Source organism: Anatilimnocola aquadivae (assembly GCF_049819085.1).
Classification (GTDB): domain Bacteria; phylum Planctomycetota; class Planctomycetia; order Pirellulales; family Pirellulaceae; genus Anatilimnocola.
The window spans coordinates 7,139,817-7,154,791 of record NZ_CP187419.1; the positions used below are offsets into that span (position 1 = coordinate 7,139,817).

Below are 14,975 nucleotides of genomic sequence, written 5' to 3' on the forward strand. Positions count from 1 at the left end.
CCACGACCGTTCCTTCGCCCTCAGACCTCCCACGCCTCGGCCTCACCCACAAACATGTCGGCAAGCACGACGCCAGCGCCACTGCGCAGCGCGGTCCGCGACTCGAATCACCTTGCAGTGAGAGCACATCTTGACATTAGCGCCGAGTTCTGATCTATTGTCAAGTAAGTAATAAATTATTCCTGACGACAATTCTGCGGCCTACGGCCCGATTACAACTTCTGCCGCAAGCATCGTTCGCTGAAAGGCATGTGGCCAGCGATGGCCAGCAACTTGGCCGGACACATTTGGGGCGTCGAAGAATTGCTGCTGGTGATTGCTGCATAGGATCATAGGATCGGCAGAATCAAGCCCCGCGAACCCTGGCGGGGCTTTTTCGTATGCGGTTAGAATGGGTGCATGGACGAGCGTCTTAGCGAGAGAACTGCGAAACAAAAGAGCCTTGCCACAACACTGCGGCATTTGGGCCAGAAAGGAATCTTCGTAATCTTGCTTGCATCCGGTGTCTTGAATCTCTGCGGCGCAGCGCCAGTTCCTATAGTGGCCTCAATCTGGATCGCTTTCTATGCGTTGATTTCAGCGTTTATGATTGGTGTCCTCTGGGAATCCGTAAATGATTTTCGCGGAGCTTCACGATGACCAACCGCGCACCCCTTATTGTCGCCATCGTCTTGCTACTCCTGCCGCTGCTATATGTGGGGAGCTATCTGGCGCTGGTTAATCCTCGCGCACGAAACATACCTGTCCCCGGGCCAGACCTTTCAAATCACTATGGAAGGGCCAGTCGCTGGGGCGAATGGGTGTATTGGCCCTTGGAGCAGATTGACCGCAAGGTAAGGCCGGGACCTTGGCAGTAGCTTCCCTTGTTTTCTCAGGTCCACTTAATTCCGCACTACCGTCCGGTTTTGAGTGACGAGTCTGGTTACGGAGCTAGCCTCGGCACTCACCGACAAGTCGTGGTCGTTCGATGAACTATTCGGCGAACTGCTGAACTATGGAGCGTAGGACCGTAGGACGATTTGGCCCCGTTGCTCTGGCGGGGCTTTTTGAGGCGAGGATAGAATCGGGACATGAACTTCATGCTACGCCGCCTTTTGTGCTTGATGATTCTCCTTTGCGGATGTGCGCCAGGACCGACGCTTGCTCCCGATGATTCGCCCGCTGTAGCGCGAGACACCACACCTCCGCTGGTCATCTTTGAGTCGGACGAGTATCTAATTGCCGACGCCACGCTGCGGTGCATCCTTACGTCCGCCGAAACATCGTCGGCAGTGAAGTTTTATGGAACTTCAGAAGCGAACGAGCTTTGCCTCCAAAGTGGCGAGGCGTTGTGGCCAAGTCCAGCATTTCCGGCGACGACCGGTTACAAAGTGCATCTTGGTCGCGTACCACTGGCAGACGATGGGACCAACCAGTTCCGAGTCCTGGGCCTTCGCTTAGAAGAACTTTCAATTGAGACGAAGTCAGAATCGTTGATCCCGACTGCAGTTGTTCGCGTAGCTATCTTCAATGCTGGCGGCAGCAGCAATGGAGGCGTCATCGGCGGTTGCAACGCATCATTGAAAGTCAACAAGTCCGACGCAGGCTGGACGGCAGAAGTGGTCGAACTTTTTGATCCCTAATTTTTGACAAGTATCGCCTTTGTCTGCTTGCGCTCCTTATCGGGCTAAGCCATGACCACAGCCGATCAGTCCGTGACCAGACTCGTCACTCAAAATCGGCCCCTTCCGCTCTCCGCCAAATCAGCTTGCATTGAGCTGCAAACTGGCTGACAATAAAGACTCTCCCGCCAAGTCTGTATTTCCCACCTTTGTTTGCCTGATTGCGGCTGCGCTCCCGGATCACAATCCTTGGACATAGCCCACAACCAGGAGGCCCGCTGATGCCTCGATGGCTCCTGATCTTGAGCTTGCTTGTTTCGCCCCTAGCTACGGTGGCGCGCGGCGAGGAAGAACTGCTGCCCGCCGACAAGTCGATTGAAGAAGCCGTCGACCATTACGTCGGCGCCCGACTGAAGGCCAATGGCATTGAGCCTGCCCCGCTGGCCGACGATGCGAACCTGCTGCGGCGAACGATGCTCGATTTGCATGGTCGCCCCCCCACCGTTGCCGAAGTGAAGAGCTTTCAGCAATCGAACGATGCCGCCAAGCGCCGCGAAATGGTCGAGCGACTGCTGGCTGCTCCCGCATTTGCGCGCCAGCAAGGAGCTGCCTTCGATGCCCTGCTGATGCGCGGCACGAATGCTTCGCTCCGCACGTATCTCACCGAAGCGTTCAAAGAGAATCGCAGCTGGGACAAGATCTTTCGCGAACTGCTCGTCGGTCAAGAGAACGACCCCGAGCAAAAGGGAGCGATCGGCTTCGTCAAAGCCCGCATGAAGGATCAAGACAAACTGACCGCCGAAGCCAGCTCGCTCCTGTTCGGCGTGAATGTCAGTTGTGCCCAGTGCCACGATCATCCGCTGGTCGCTGACTGGAAGCAGGATCACTATTTCGGCATGAAGTCGTTCTTCGCCCGGTCGTTCGAAGCGGGCGATTACGTCGGCGAAAAGTCGTATGGCCTGGTCGAGTTCAAAACAACCGCCGGCGAATCGAAGCAAGCCAAGCTGATGTTTCTCACCAGCCAGGTCTTTGACGAGCCCGAGAACAAAGAGCCCGACGACAAAGAAAAGAAGGCCGAGAAGGAACTGCTGGAAAAACTGAAGAAGGACAAGAAGGCTCCGCCGGTCCCAGAATACAGCCGGCGTGCCAAGCTGGTCGAGATTGCCCTCGCCCCGGAAGCGAACGTGTTTCTCTCGCGAGCCATTGTGAACCACGTGTGGAATCGGTTTCTGGGTCGCGGGCTGGTAATGCCCGTTGATCAAATGCATTCCGAAAACACGCCCAGCCATCCGGAATTGCTCGCCTGGCTCGCGCGCGATTTGCAAACGCACAACTACGATCTGGCTCGTCTCACGCGCGGTATCGTGCTGAGCGACGCTTACGCCCGCAGCAGCCTGTGGAACTCGACCGAGAAGCGCCCCAGCGATGAGATGTTCGCCGTCGGCATCATCCGTCCCCTCACGCCGTGGCAATACGGCACCGCACTGAAGGTGGCGACCGTCAATCCCGATCAATACCCGGCCGACCTGGCCGGCGATGCTCTCGACGCCAAGGCTCAGCAACTGGAAAGCTTTGGCCGCGGCTTCGGCGACAAGTTCGAACTGCCCGGCGAAGATTTTCAAGTGAGCATCGACGAGGCACTTTCACTCAGTAACGGCAGCCGCATCAGTACCGACTTGCTTCGCCCCGACGGCAGCAACCTGCTCGGCAAACTGACCAAGCTGACCGACGATCGCGAATTGGCAACCACAGCCATCTGGAACGTGTTTGGTCGCGAACCCGTTGCCGACGAGCTGAAAGCACTCGAAGATTACTTGAAAGCTCGTACCGACCGCCGCGAAGAATCGGTGAAACAACTGCTCTGGGCCTTACTCACCAGCAGCGAATGCCGCTTTAATTACTAACCTCCTCACTCCCTCTCCTCGGTACTCCGGGGAGAGGGTTGGGGTGAGGGGCTGATCCGCAATGAAGGATTCCATCATGAGCGACCTGAATTTGACCCGCCGCGGTTTCCTCGGCGCTACTGCTGCCACCGCCGCTGTCGCTGCCGATATGACGGCGCTCAACGTGCTGCAGAATCCGCTGCTGGCCGGCGAATTGAAGCAGCAAGGCAAACGCGTGATCCTGCTCTGGCTCGCTGGTGGTGCCAGTCAGCTGGAGACGTTCGATCCCAAACCGGGTCGCGCGACGGGTGGTCCTTACCGGGCCATCAACACTTCGGTGCCGGGCGTGCAGATCAGCGAGTTGATGCCGAAGATGGCTTCCAGGCTGTCGAAGTACACTTCGATCATTCGCTCGCTCGACACCAAGAATGCCGATCACGGTGGCGGTGCTCGCCTGATGCATCTCGGCCGCCGCGATGAGCCCACGATCAAGTATCCCGACATGGGTGCGGTCCTCGCGCGCGAGTTGGGCCGCATCGATAGCCAGGTGCCGGACTACGTCAGCTTTTATACAGCCACCGAAGGTCGCGGCAGTGCCGTCAGCCAATCGGGCTTCCTGGGTGCTCGCTACAACGCGATGTTTCTTACCGAAGGCAACGTGCCGCCGAACCTGCGCAAGCTCGACGAGATCAGCGACCTCGATCATCAACAGCGAGGTGATCTGCGTAAGTTACTCAGCGAACGCTTCGTCCAGGGACGTCAGTCGGCATCGCTCGCCAGCCATAACGAATCGTATGCTCGCGTCCGCGGTCTGATGGCCAGCGAAACACTCTTCGATATCTCGAAAGAGCCACAGAACATCCGCGACAAGTACGGTCCCACGCTCTTCGGCGAGCAATGCCTCGTCGCTCGTCGCCTGGTCGAAGCGGGCGTGCCGTTCGTCAAGATTTCGCGCGCCTGGTGGGACAGCCACGGGCAGAACTTTGAAACGCACCTGGAACTCGTGACTGAGCTCGATCACGTGATGAGCGCCCTGCTCGACGAACTGAGCGAACGCGGGCTGCTCGAGAATACGCTGGTGGTCACCCTCAGCGAATTCGGCCGCACGCCGCAGATCAATTCGAGTCTCGGCCGCGATCACTTTGCCAGCGCTTGGAGCTCGTCACTCTCGGGCTGCGGCATTAAGCCTGGCACGGTGTATGGCGAGAGTGACGAAGACGGCAAGACGGTGAAGGATGGCAAGATCGGCGCGGCGGAACTGTTCGCCACCATCTATCGCGCGGTCGGCATCGATCATCGCAAGGACTACCACGTCGGCGCTCGTCCGCTCCCTCTCACCGATCCGGGGACCAAACCGGTGACGGAAGTTCTGTCGTAGCCCATGCCGACCGTCTTCATTCCGGCCCAGTTGCGTGGCCTGACGAACGGGCAAGCTCAGGTGGAAGTTGCCGCCGAGACGGTCGCCGAGGCCATCAAGCGGCTGGAAGAGCAGTTTCCCGGCATTCGCGAGCGTCTGTGCCTGGCGGGTGAGCTGCTCCCCGGCTTGCAGGTGTCCATCGACCATCGCTTCACCCGCCAGGGGCTCTCGGCGGCACTGCAACCGAACAGCGAAGTTCACTTTCTGCCGGTCATTGGCGGCGGCTGACGCTTCTTCCGGGTATGCTGAACTCAGCGGGCTCTGCTCTCAGCGAGCAAAGCGTCCGTTTTCGCTGGCGACACTCTTCTCCCTCGCCACACCGTTTCCACCGAACCTTGCGGAAGCGTTAGTTTTCTCGCTCCTCTTTGGCTTCCTTCGGCAACCCGCCGCGCGCTCCCACTTTGGCCCAACCCAAGCAGCAGATTGAGTTTCGGTATATCTAAACAAGTTGTAATCAGATCGCTTCTATTCATTGCGACGAATACTAAGTACAAGCAATGAATCACCCCATGAAGAGGTCTCACGGTGTCCGCCACGATGCAACGACCCGCCGAAGAAGCCCACGAGCAGGTCAAACCCTCCGTGCCTGCCGATCTCAGCCTCCTGGAGCGGCAGATCACCAAGATCGGCGACCTGTTGCCGACCCAGGGACCGATCACCGCCTTTGTGTTTCTCAACACCTTGCAGGCACTGGAAGACCTCCCCTTCGAACAAGGTGTGAAAGAAGGGGCCCGGCTGTTTCATTGCCAGCCTTACTTGAGCGAAGAGAAGTACCGCGAGCGGTTGACTCAGGGGCGGATTCGATTGCTCGACGTGCAGCAAGTGGTGCGGGAAGATCTAGCCGACCGAGCCGACGAGGTAATGTTCGGCAGCACCACGCGGTTCGACCTGCGGCTCGCCATGCTGCAATTCCCCCTGCGGACCGGTCCCGCCGAAGAACTGCGCTGGTTCATAGCCGAAACCGACGCGCTGCAGCATCTGCGCCCCGAAGCTTCTGACTCGCAGCGCGAAAAGTTCCTGCGCGAGAGCAAGCACTGGATCATGCGTGATGCCCGCCAGGCTGGCCATGGCGAGAACTATCGGCCCGATGAATCAGATCAGCGCACACAATCGATGCTGGCCGATCTGCTCAAGCACTATGGTTCGTCGAGCATGGAACGCTGGACAGCCAAGACCTGGGAAGCGATCTCGCTGCAAGCTCTGTGGCGTGTCTGCCGCGCGAGCGTGCAGGGTTTGCCTGCTTCCATTCCTGCCGAGTTGCCGACGCTCCGCCATCGCGATCTGCTGCTGGAAGCTACCGGCGAAGATAGCGACGCGCTCGTTCACGAAGTGCTGATTCGATTTTGTGCGGCCTTCGCCGATCAAGGCTTTGCCGATTGGCTCCTGCCCGACCGCGATCTCGGCATCTTCCGCTCGTTCAGTCATCTGTATAGCCAAAGCGGCGGGCCTCCCGATCGCTGGCTGGCGGGTTTGCCCGGCGAGTTGCAACGCATCGAACTAGCGGGGCTCACTCCCCTCGAATCGATTCGCGAGTCCCTCGACTTACTCGGTGTAAAACCAGCGGAAGAACGAGAGTACCTCACTGCTTCGATTCTCGCCCTGCAAGGCTGGGCCGGTCTGCTCTGGCAGATGGAAGTCCGCAGCGACCGCGTCGCGGTTCCTGCTCCGCCCGGCAGCCTGATCGAGTTCGTCGCCGTGCGGCTCATGCTCGAACGTCTGGCGATCGCGCACATTGCTCGCACCAAGCTCGGCATCACTGACGGACTGAAAGATCTCGCCAACGACGCCCGCGTCATTCACAAACGGGCTCCCGAAAACATCGAGCAGCGGGCCTTTCTGGCATTTCAGCTCGCGCAGGTTCTGGGCTGGAATACCTATCAACTGCTGAACTTGAGCAAGCAGCAATGGGGCGATTTGATCGCCGAGATCGAAGCATTTCACAGCTTCGAGCGGCGGCGCATCTTTCATTTGGCCTTCGAGCGGCAGTATCGCATTCAAGCGCTCGATGCCATCTCAGCGCATGCGATCCAGCCGGCACGCCGTGTCGACAAGCCGCGCTTTCAAGCAGTGTTTTGCATTGATGCCCGCGAAGAATCGTTTCGGCGACACTTGGAAGAGTTTGCGCCGGACGTCGAAACATTTGCGGTCGCCGGTTTCTTCGGCGTGGCCATGTACTATCGCGGGGTAGCTGATGCTCACTACGCCACGCTGTGCCCCATCGTTGTGCGGCCCAAGCATTGGGTCATTGAAGAAGCGGTCCTTCCTTTCGAAGCAACAAACCGCCGGCTGGCGCAAACTCGCCGAGCCATCGGCACCACCTCGCTGCACATGCATCGCGGCAGTCGTAATCTTGCCAGTGGTGCGTTGCTCACAGCCTCGCTCGGCGTACTCGCTTCCATTCCGCTCGTCGCGCGAGTCCTGTTTCCCCGCTGGACGGCTCAAGTGAGTCGCACAGCCAAGAGTTTGGTCGCGCCGCCCCAGATCACTCGCTTGCGGCTCGAGCGACAGACGCCCGAACCGGGCATGGAAGACGCCCAGATCGGCTTTTCGCTCGACGAAATGGCAAACATCGGCGAGCGCATGCTCCGCGATATGGGGCTGATCGAAAACTTTGCCCGTCTGGTTCTGTTCTGCGGTCACGGTTCGCATTGCTTGAACAATCCACACAAATCGGCATACGACTGCGGTGCTTGCTCGGGAAGTCCCGGCGGACCGAACGCCCGAGCGCTCGCTTCGTTTTTGAACGATCCGCGCGTCCGTGACATTTTGAAATCGCGCGGCCTGTGCATTCCGCGCGAGACCGTGTTTCTCGGCGGCTTGCACAATACGGCCACCGATGCAATGACCTTCTCCGATCTCGACTTACTCCCCAAATCGCATCATCGCGATTTCGAACAGGCCATGGATACGCTCGAAGGCGTGTGCGAGCGGAATGCTCACGAGCGTTGCCGGCGGTTCTATTCCGCGCCGCTCGATATCACTCCGGTTGCCGCTCGCGAACATGCCGAAGGGCGGAGTGAAGACCTGGCTCAAACAAGGCCGGAGTTTGGTAACGCCTCGAATGCAATGTGCTTTGTTGGTCGCCGCAGTCGCGTGCGGGGCCTGTATATGGACCGCCGCAGCTTCATGCATTCGTACGACATTACGGTCGATGATGCGAACAGCACGATCCTCGGTCGCATTCTGGCTCCCGTCGTTCCGGTTTGCCAGGGCATCAACCTGATGTACTTTTTCTCGGCCGTCGATTCCACCGGTTGGGGAAGCGGCACCAAGCTGCCGCACAACATTACCGCCTTGCTGGGCGTGATGGATGGTTACTCCAGCGATCTGCGTCCCGGTCTGCCGCATCAAGGTGTCGAAATTCACGAACCGCTCCGCCTGCTGTTTGTGATTGAATCAACGCCCGATCGCATGCTCGCGATTATGGATCGCGATCCGACGGTCGGTCGCATCTTGCGCAATGGTTGGGCACAGCTCGCCGTGCTGGATCCGGACAGCAACGACCTGCAGATATTCCGCAACGGGCAATTCGAGCCGTATACGCCGGAAGTGCGCGGCCTGCCGCATGCCACCTCGTCGGTCGACTGGTATCGAGGCTGGCGCGAGCACTTGGGTTTTGCCACCATTCAGCCGCCGACGGAACCTTCCTAGCTAAAGCAGGTCGCGAGTAGCGAATTCTCATGTTTGACCACGATGATATCTTTCGCGCGCTAGGGCTGATCGTTGTTTGCGCGCCGCTGTTCCTCGCCGTGGTGCTCGGCGTGTTAACGCTCGCCAGCGCACCCATTTCGGAACGAACCACCGCCCTGCTCGTGCAGATCAGCACCGCCGTCGGCTTGTGCGCTTCGCTATCGATTCTGGTCCTAATGCTCATCTGGGGACCTCGCTACGTTCCCATCGATGTCGGCGACTGGGTCGATGTAAAGGACTATCAGTTTTCGGTGAAGTTTGTCTTCGATCGACTGTCGGTGCCGTTTGCGGTCCTCACGTTTGTCTTGTGCGGTGTGATCGGTGCCTTCGCCAGTCGGTACATGCATCGTGAGCCTGGCTACAACCGCTTCTTTGTCATGTACTCGCTCTTTGTACTCGGCATGATCGTCACCTCACTGGCGGGCACCATCGAGACCCTCTTCACCGGCTGGGAACTCGTGGGACTCTCGTCGGCTCTGCTCGTCGCCTTCTTTCACGAGCGAGCCTCGCCCGTGCGAAACGGCCTGCGAGTCTGGACGGTGTACCGAATATCCGATGCCGCGTTGCTGATTGCCTCGGTGGTGATGCATCACCTGAACGGCCACGGCGATTTCGAAAAGCTACTCGGCACGGGCGCGCCGGGTATGGCTTGGCCCGGCGGTCACGTCGATATCCCCGCTCAGAGCCTGCTGCTGGTTGGCTTCTTGCTCATCCTGGCAGCAGCGGGCAAGAGCGCCCTGGTCCCGTTTAGCGGTTGGTTGCCGCGAGCCATGGAAGGCCCGACTCCTTCGAGTGCCGTGTTCTACGGCGCACTCTCGGTCCACTTGGGCGCGTTTCTGCTGCTGCGCATCAGCCCGATCCTGGCTGCTTCGCTCGTCTTGTCGTCAGCGGTGATCGCCATCGGGCTGATCACGGCCGTCTTTGCTTCGTTCGCGGGTCGAGTGCAGACCGATATCAAATCGGCGCTGTCGTTTGCCTCGTTAACGCAGGTCGGCATCATCGTGATGGAGATCGGCCTTGCTTACTTTTGGCAGCCCATGCAATACATAGCGCTGATTCACATCCTCGGCCACGCTTGCTTTCGCACGTTGCAATTTTTGCGGGCCCCCACGTTGTTGTACGACTACGGCACTTTGGAAAACGCACTCGGCAATCGCTTGCCGCGGCAGACGGGCCCCGGCGCCGGCTGGCTGCCAGAAACAACGCGCACCTGGCTCTATCGCCTGGCGATTGAAAAGGGTTATCTCGATTCCTGGATGATGACCTGGTTCGTCGAGCCATTTTTGAAAGTACTGCGGGCCTGCGATGGCCTGGAGCGTCGGTGGTCGGACTTGTTTGACGGCGGGCCACCCGCCGAAGTGCCCAAGTCCACGTTGACTGCCGCGGAGGATACTCTGTGACCGAGTTGCATTTGCCTTGGCTCGAAATCTGTGTCCTGCTGCCGCTGATCGGAGCCATCTGGGTCAGCCGCATCAAGGACTCGGACTTGGCTCGGCTCCATTGCCTGTTCTTCACGCTGCTCACGTTCGCGTTCGCGCTCGGCACCTGGCTCGATTTTATTGCCATGCGCGCCAGCGAAGCGCAAGACCGCTTTCATCTCACGACGTTGCTCTTCAATCGCGAGATCTTGCAGATCGATGAAGTGAGTGCGCCACTATTGCCGCTCACGGCGCTACTATTCGCACTCACGGCCATCGCGACTGTCCGCTCGAAAGCTCGCCGCTTCTCGTTCTCGTGGACGTTGCTCTCCGCCTCCATCACGCTGGCCACGTTCTGCTGCAAAGAACCTTGGCTGGTCATCTTGTTTCTCAGCCTGGCCACCATCCCACCCTTTTTGGAACTGCGGGCTCGGGGACGCTCGGCCAATATGTACCTGGCTCACATGGGCCTATTTATCGCCCTGATGGTCATTGGCTGGGGCATCGCTCAATCCGAAGGAAGCGATTTGAAAGTGAAATCGCTCTGGGCGGTCTTGCCGCTGCTGGGTGCGGTTTTCATTCGTTGCGGCATTGCTCCCTTTCATTGCTGGGTCACCGATCTGTTCGACAAAGCGACCTTCGGCACCGCGATTCTCTACGTCACTCCGCTGGCCGGCGTCTATGCAGCCGTGCGACTCGTGCTGCCCATTGCCCCCGCCGAAGTGATGCGGACGATGGGCCTGATTTCCCTCTTCACGGCCGTTTATGCCGGCGCGATGGCACTGGTGCAGACCGAAGGGCGAAGACTCTTTTGCTACTTGTTCCTCAGCCATGCCGCGGTGATTCTCGTCGGCCTGGAAATGGTCACGGTCCAAGGTCTGACCGGCGCGCTATGCGTTTGGATCTCGGTTGGTCTGTCACTCACCGGCTTTGGACTGACCATGCGAGCTATCGAAGCCCGTCGCGGCCGCGTGCAGTTGAACAACTATCAAGGGTTGTACGAGCACATGCCGCTGCTGGCGATCTGCTTCATGCTGATGGGACTCGCCAGCGTGGGCTTTCCTGGCACCATGGGTTATGTCGGCGCCGAGCTGCTCGTCGACGGTGCGGTCGAAACCTATCCGTTTGTCGGCGTCGCGGTCGTTGTGGCCTCGGCTCTGAACGGCATTGCGATTGTCAGTGCCTACTTTGTGCTCTTCACCGGTACTCGTCATGTTTCGAGCGTGTCGCTGAAGATGGGACGCCGCGAAAAGATCGCGCTCCTAACGCTTGTCACGCTGTTGCTCGCTGGTGGCATTGTGCCGCAGCTGAACATCGCCGCGCGACATCACGCCGCCGAAGAACTGCTGCGCCATCGCGGACCTCTACCCGAGGTGCATCACGAAGCGGGAACCTGGTGGCTGCCTCGCCTTGTCGCCCCGCAAACGGCGGTTGAGCATCCGGCCGTCGTGCCGATGGACCAGGATTAACGCGAACGTCATCAAGGCTGCAGCAGCAGCGTGAGCGGTGCTTCGGCGATGATGGGCTTACCGTTCCGCTCGCTGGTGGTGCGAATGGTGAGGGGCATGTTGAGCGGACCCGGATGGTCGCCACAGCGCAGAACGAGTTTTGCACTCGGGTCTTGAGCTTTCACCTCGATTGGCTGCGCGGCAAGATCGCGCATGTGTTCGGGAATGATGAGCTCGATTTTGAGACTCTGCCGAATCGTTTGATCGCTGGTGATTTGCAGCGGAATCGTTAGTTCCGCGTTCTTATGAATGACCAGGCTGGATCGCTCGGGCGCGACGCGCAGCGGGCCGGGTGAGACGAGCGCAATCAACTGATCGTTCTGGCCATTGTTGGTGAAGCAGACTTTGTGTTTCTTGCCAGCGGCGTCGGCCAATTCACCCACCACCATCAATTGGCTGCGACTAGTGCGCCCCAGTTCCATCCAGGCCGGTAGGTTGACTTCAAATTCGAATTGGCTCTCTCCCGCAGGCACCTCGGTACGACCAGCAACCACACCCTGCAAGTGCCGCCCCTGCTTGTCGCTCAACTCGACCCACAGTGGACCTTCGAAGCCGCCCCGATCAATTTCGAACTTCTTCCGCAGGGTCGAGCCGCGAGCAATGTACTGCACATCGAATTGCCCCGTGAATTTGAATGGAGTCGCCAGCGAAGTGACCAGCAGTACGTGATCGACTTCAACCAGCCCCAGCGCGCCTTGCTGATTCTTATTCTGCGGCGGCACGATCTGAGCAAATCGCTCCTGGACCGAGCCTTCAATCTCTGCTTTCCCAGCAATGCGAATTGCCGAGCGAGTGACCGGTACCGTCGCATCAACGGTAAAGACCAGGTCTGCCTTGTTCTGATTAGCCTTCACCTCGACCGGTGATACCGTGACTCCAGCGGGCAAATTGGTTACTGAAAGAGTGATCACTCCCGCGAAGCCGCCCGTGCGTGTGATGGTGACCGGCAACTTCTTCGTGCCTCCCACATCGGCAGCGAGCGCGTCGACAGTGATCTCGATCGCAAAGTTGGGCGCTGGCTTCGTACAGCGAAGACGATAAGTAAAATTGGCACCGCCGCGTGAGGCAAACCGTTCGCTGACGGCGACATGAAATGTTCCCTCGGCCGGAGCCGTGAACTTCACTTCGCAATCGGGCGAGCCATTCGGCAAGTCTTCACCCCGGGCCAGTTCTTTGCCGGTGGCATCACGAATGACAAGGACGGCATCCAGTGGTGAACCTAGCCTCGCCGCGCGCACGTCGAGTTGAACGGCCTCTCCCTTTTTGAGGTCAAGCGACCAGATATCAATATCGCCGGACCGTTCGATCCGTCCGTTGGCGATGGAGCCAAGCGATAGCGACTTCGCCTGAGCCAGTTCGTTGTTTGGCTCTTGTTCGCGCAGCTCGGGCAGATCGTCCAGTTCCAACGTCACGCCGTTTAACATTTCGCCTTGGCCAGTGAAGAAATGCGTAATGACCGGCGCCGGCGTCTGCGGCACCGTCGCTTCAATCGTCTCAACACCATGGCCAAGCACTTCGAACTGCGTCATGCTGCCGCGCTGACCGCCGAGCGGATAGATCGAATCAATCCACGGGCCGGCGGTGATCGTCAGCCGATAGACATAGTTCTGCAAACCGCCCGCGCGGGTATCGGTGATTCGCACCGCATATTGCCCGGTAGCAGGCACGATGAAGCGAAGCTGCGGATCTCGATTCAGTGTGCCGGTGCTTTCGGCAATCATCTGGCCCGGGGCCGAGCTGACTTCAATTTTGGCTTCGAGCGGCGAGCCAATCTGCTCGGCGGTGACGGCAACTGTGATGGCCTGGCCCGCTTCGGCGGCGAAGGTCCATTCGTCGAGATCTTCGCGGGGGAAGATGCGGCCGTTAATTGTCACCGGCAAAGTGACCGCCACGGGGAGCGGGTCGCCATCGGTTTCATTTTCGATCACTTCTGGCAAAGCACCCACAATAAAGGGGCGGACCGGCGTAGCACCTTGGGCATTCCACGAACGCCAGCCGTGAACTCCCAGCGGAGCATCGGCGGCGATCGTTAGTTCTGCGGCATAGTCCTTAGGATAGTCTTCCTTTTGCTGACTGGCAGGTTGTTTGATCAGCGGGCCCTCGAACCAGCGAACAGCGGTCCGCTCGATCTCGGCGGGGGCAGCGATCCCTTGACCGAGCCATTCGAGCGGGGCCCGTTCGTGCAGATAGAAGCCGCCGATCCGAGCTTGCACCTTGGTCCCCCGCTGACCACCGGCGGGGAAAACATAGGCCGTATCGGGCGGCTCAGCGACCAGGGGAGCCAAATTGCCGAGGACGATGCTGCCCAAGACGAGGGCAACAACGGCCCAGAAACAGCAAGCACGCAGCAGGCAAGGCATGGCCAGGTTCGCAGGGGGATGGGAGGGGGGATTGGCGGGAATTACCACTCAGGATGGCGCTCGGCGAGCCGTCATGCAAGCGGAATTTGTCGCGGCCAACTGCCCTGCGCAAGGTGCTGGGTTGTAGTTAGAATATTGGCTCCACTCCAACCACTCTCCTGCCAGCCTATCTGCCCCGAGGGATTTGACTCATGGCCAATCCAGCTTCGCCCAGTAACTATTTGCTCGCGGGTGGCTTTGCCATTGTGACAGCGCTGTTCTGGGGTGCGTACGGTCCCATTCTGCACAAGGGTGTAGTGAACATGGGGCCCATCGCCGAAGGGATGGGACCGGGGCGGTTGCGGCCCTTTCTGTGCGTCGGCATCGCTTACTTTTTGATCTCGATCATCGGCCCGATTCTGGTGATGCAGTTCACCGGCATGGAAAAGGGTGCCGGGTTCATGCGAGGCTGGACCATCAACGGCACGGTGCTGAGCATTGCCGGTGGAGCGGCCGGGGCCTTGGGCGCGTTCGCCCTAATTATGGCGCTCAATTATGGTGGTCCGACCGGGCCGTTTTATGTGATGCCGATGGTCTTTGGTTGTGCCCCCGTGGTCAGCACCTTGGTGTCGGCTTATGTGCTGATGAATATCGATAAGAAACAAGTCGAGATCAGCCCTTACTTCTTGGTAGGTCTGGTGATTGTGGCGGTCGGAGCCGTAACCACTCTCATCAATGCGCCGCGGCCGGCTGCCGCGGCCAAACCGGGTGCCGAGAAAGTGGCCCCGGCCACCACGCCGAAAGCGGACCTGGAAAAGTCGAAATAGCTCGCCTTCCCCCACATTCTTGCTGATTCCGGCTATATCAGCTGTGCGGATCATGCCACTCCCTGTGAACTCCGCTGCGCGACGGTCGAACTGATTTTCGGGCTCGGTAGCACCCGCAATACTACCGCTGCGCCCATTTGCTACGCGCGACTCGTCAATTGCTTGACTTTAAGGGGGGCTTGCACCAAGATCGGTGTTCCAACCCGTATCGTAATAAGGGGTTGTAAGCAGACAGTTCGTCCTTGAAACCTGGCCGCCCTGGTATCTGCTGACATTGCCTTGCCTACGTCGT

The 14,975-nt window shown here is 59.2% G+C and carries 10 protein-coding genes; 9 read left to right on the forward strand and 1 reads right to left on the reverse strand.

Going from position 1 to position 14,975, the window contains the following annotated elements; translation table 11 throughout:
• The first annotated feature begins 635 nt into the window (after positions 1 to 635).
• The 8 genes from NA78x_RS28300 to NA78x_RS28335 all read left to right on the forward strand — a co-directional run bounded on the left by NA78x_RS28300 (position 636) and on the right by NA78x_RS28335 (position 11,478).
• Entirely contained in the window at positions 636 to 857 is a 222-nt protein-coding gene (locus NA78x_RS28300) for a hypothetical protein (protein WP_425615730.1), read from the forward strand.
• A 213-nt stretch (positions 858 to 1,070) separates the two neighbouring features.
• On the forward strand, positions 1,071 to 1,622 hold the full coding sequence (locus NA78x_RS28305; protein WP_425615731.1) for a hypothetical protein: 552 nt from the start codon (positions 1,071 to 1,073) through the stop codon (positions 1,620 to 1,622).
• Between the two features lie 260 nt (positions 1,623 to 1,882).
• Positions 1,883 to 3,505 carry a DUF1549 domain-containing protein gene (locus NA78x_RS28310; RefSeq protein WP_425615732.1) on the forward strand — a complete coding sequence of 541 codons (1,623 nt, stop codon included), beginning with the start codon at positions 1,883 to 1,885 and terminating at the stop codon, positions 3,503 to 3,505.
• A gap of 76 nt (positions 3,506 to 3,581) precedes the next feature.
• On the forward strand, positions 3,582 to 4,862 hold the full coding sequence (locus NA78x_RS28315; RefSeq protein ID WP_425615733.1) for a DUF1501 domain-containing protein: 1,281 nt from the start codon (positions 3,582 to 3,584) through the stop codon (positions 4,860 to 4,862).
• A gap of 3 nt (positions 4,863 to 4,865) precedes the next feature.
• Positions 4,866 to 5,129: a MoaD/ThiS family protein gene (locus tag NA78x_RS28320; RefSeq protein ID WP_425615734.1), complete on the forward strand. Its 264-nt coding sequence runs from the start codon at positions 4,866 to 4,868 to the stop codon at positions 5,127 to 5,129.
• Positions 5,130 to 5,438: 309 nt separating this feature from the next.
• The gene (locus NA78x_RS28325; RefSeq protein WP_425615735.1) at positions 5,439 to 8,552 is read left to right on the forward strand and encodes a DUF2309 domain-containing protein; all 3,114 of its coding nucleotides are present in this window, start codon (positions 5,439 to 5,441) and stop codon (positions 8,550 to 8,552) included.
• A 29-nt stretch (positions 8,553 to 8,581) separates the two neighbouring features.
• A complete protein-coding gene (locus tag NA78x_RS28330; protein ID WP_425615736.1) occupies positions 8,582 to 9,991 on the forward strand; it encodes a proton-conducting transporter membrane subunit in 1,410 nt (469 codons plus the stop codon).
• Positions 9,988 to 11,478 carry a proton-conducting transporter membrane subunit gene (locus NA78x_RS28335; RefSeq protein WP_425615737.1) on the forward strand — a complete coding sequence of 497 codons (1,491 nt, stop codon included), beginning with the start codon at positions 9,988 to 9,990 and terminating at the stop codon, positions 11,476 to 11,478. The genes NA78x_RS28330 and NA78x_RS28335 overlap by 4 nt, the downstream gene beginning before the upstream one ends.
• Positions 11,479 to 11,489: 11 nt before the next feature.
• Here NA78x_RS28335 and NA78x_RS28340 read toward each other — a convergent pair whose 3' ends face one another.
• Positions 11,490 to 13,877, reverse strand: a complete 2,388-nt coding sequence (locus tag NA78x_RS28340; RefSeq protein ID WP_425615738.1) for a hypothetical protein — start codon at positions 13,875 to 13,877, stop codon at positions 11,490 to 11,492.
• Between the two features lie 191 nt (positions 13,878 to 14,068).
• On the opposite strand from NA78x_RS28340, the gene NA78x_RS28345 reads away from it, so the two are divergent.
• Entirely contained in the window at positions 14,069 to 14,683 is a 615-nt protein-coding gene (locus NA78x_RS28345) for a hypothetical protein (RefSeq protein WP_425615739.1), read from the forward strand.
• Positions 14,684 to 14,975: the final 292 nt, after the last annotated feature.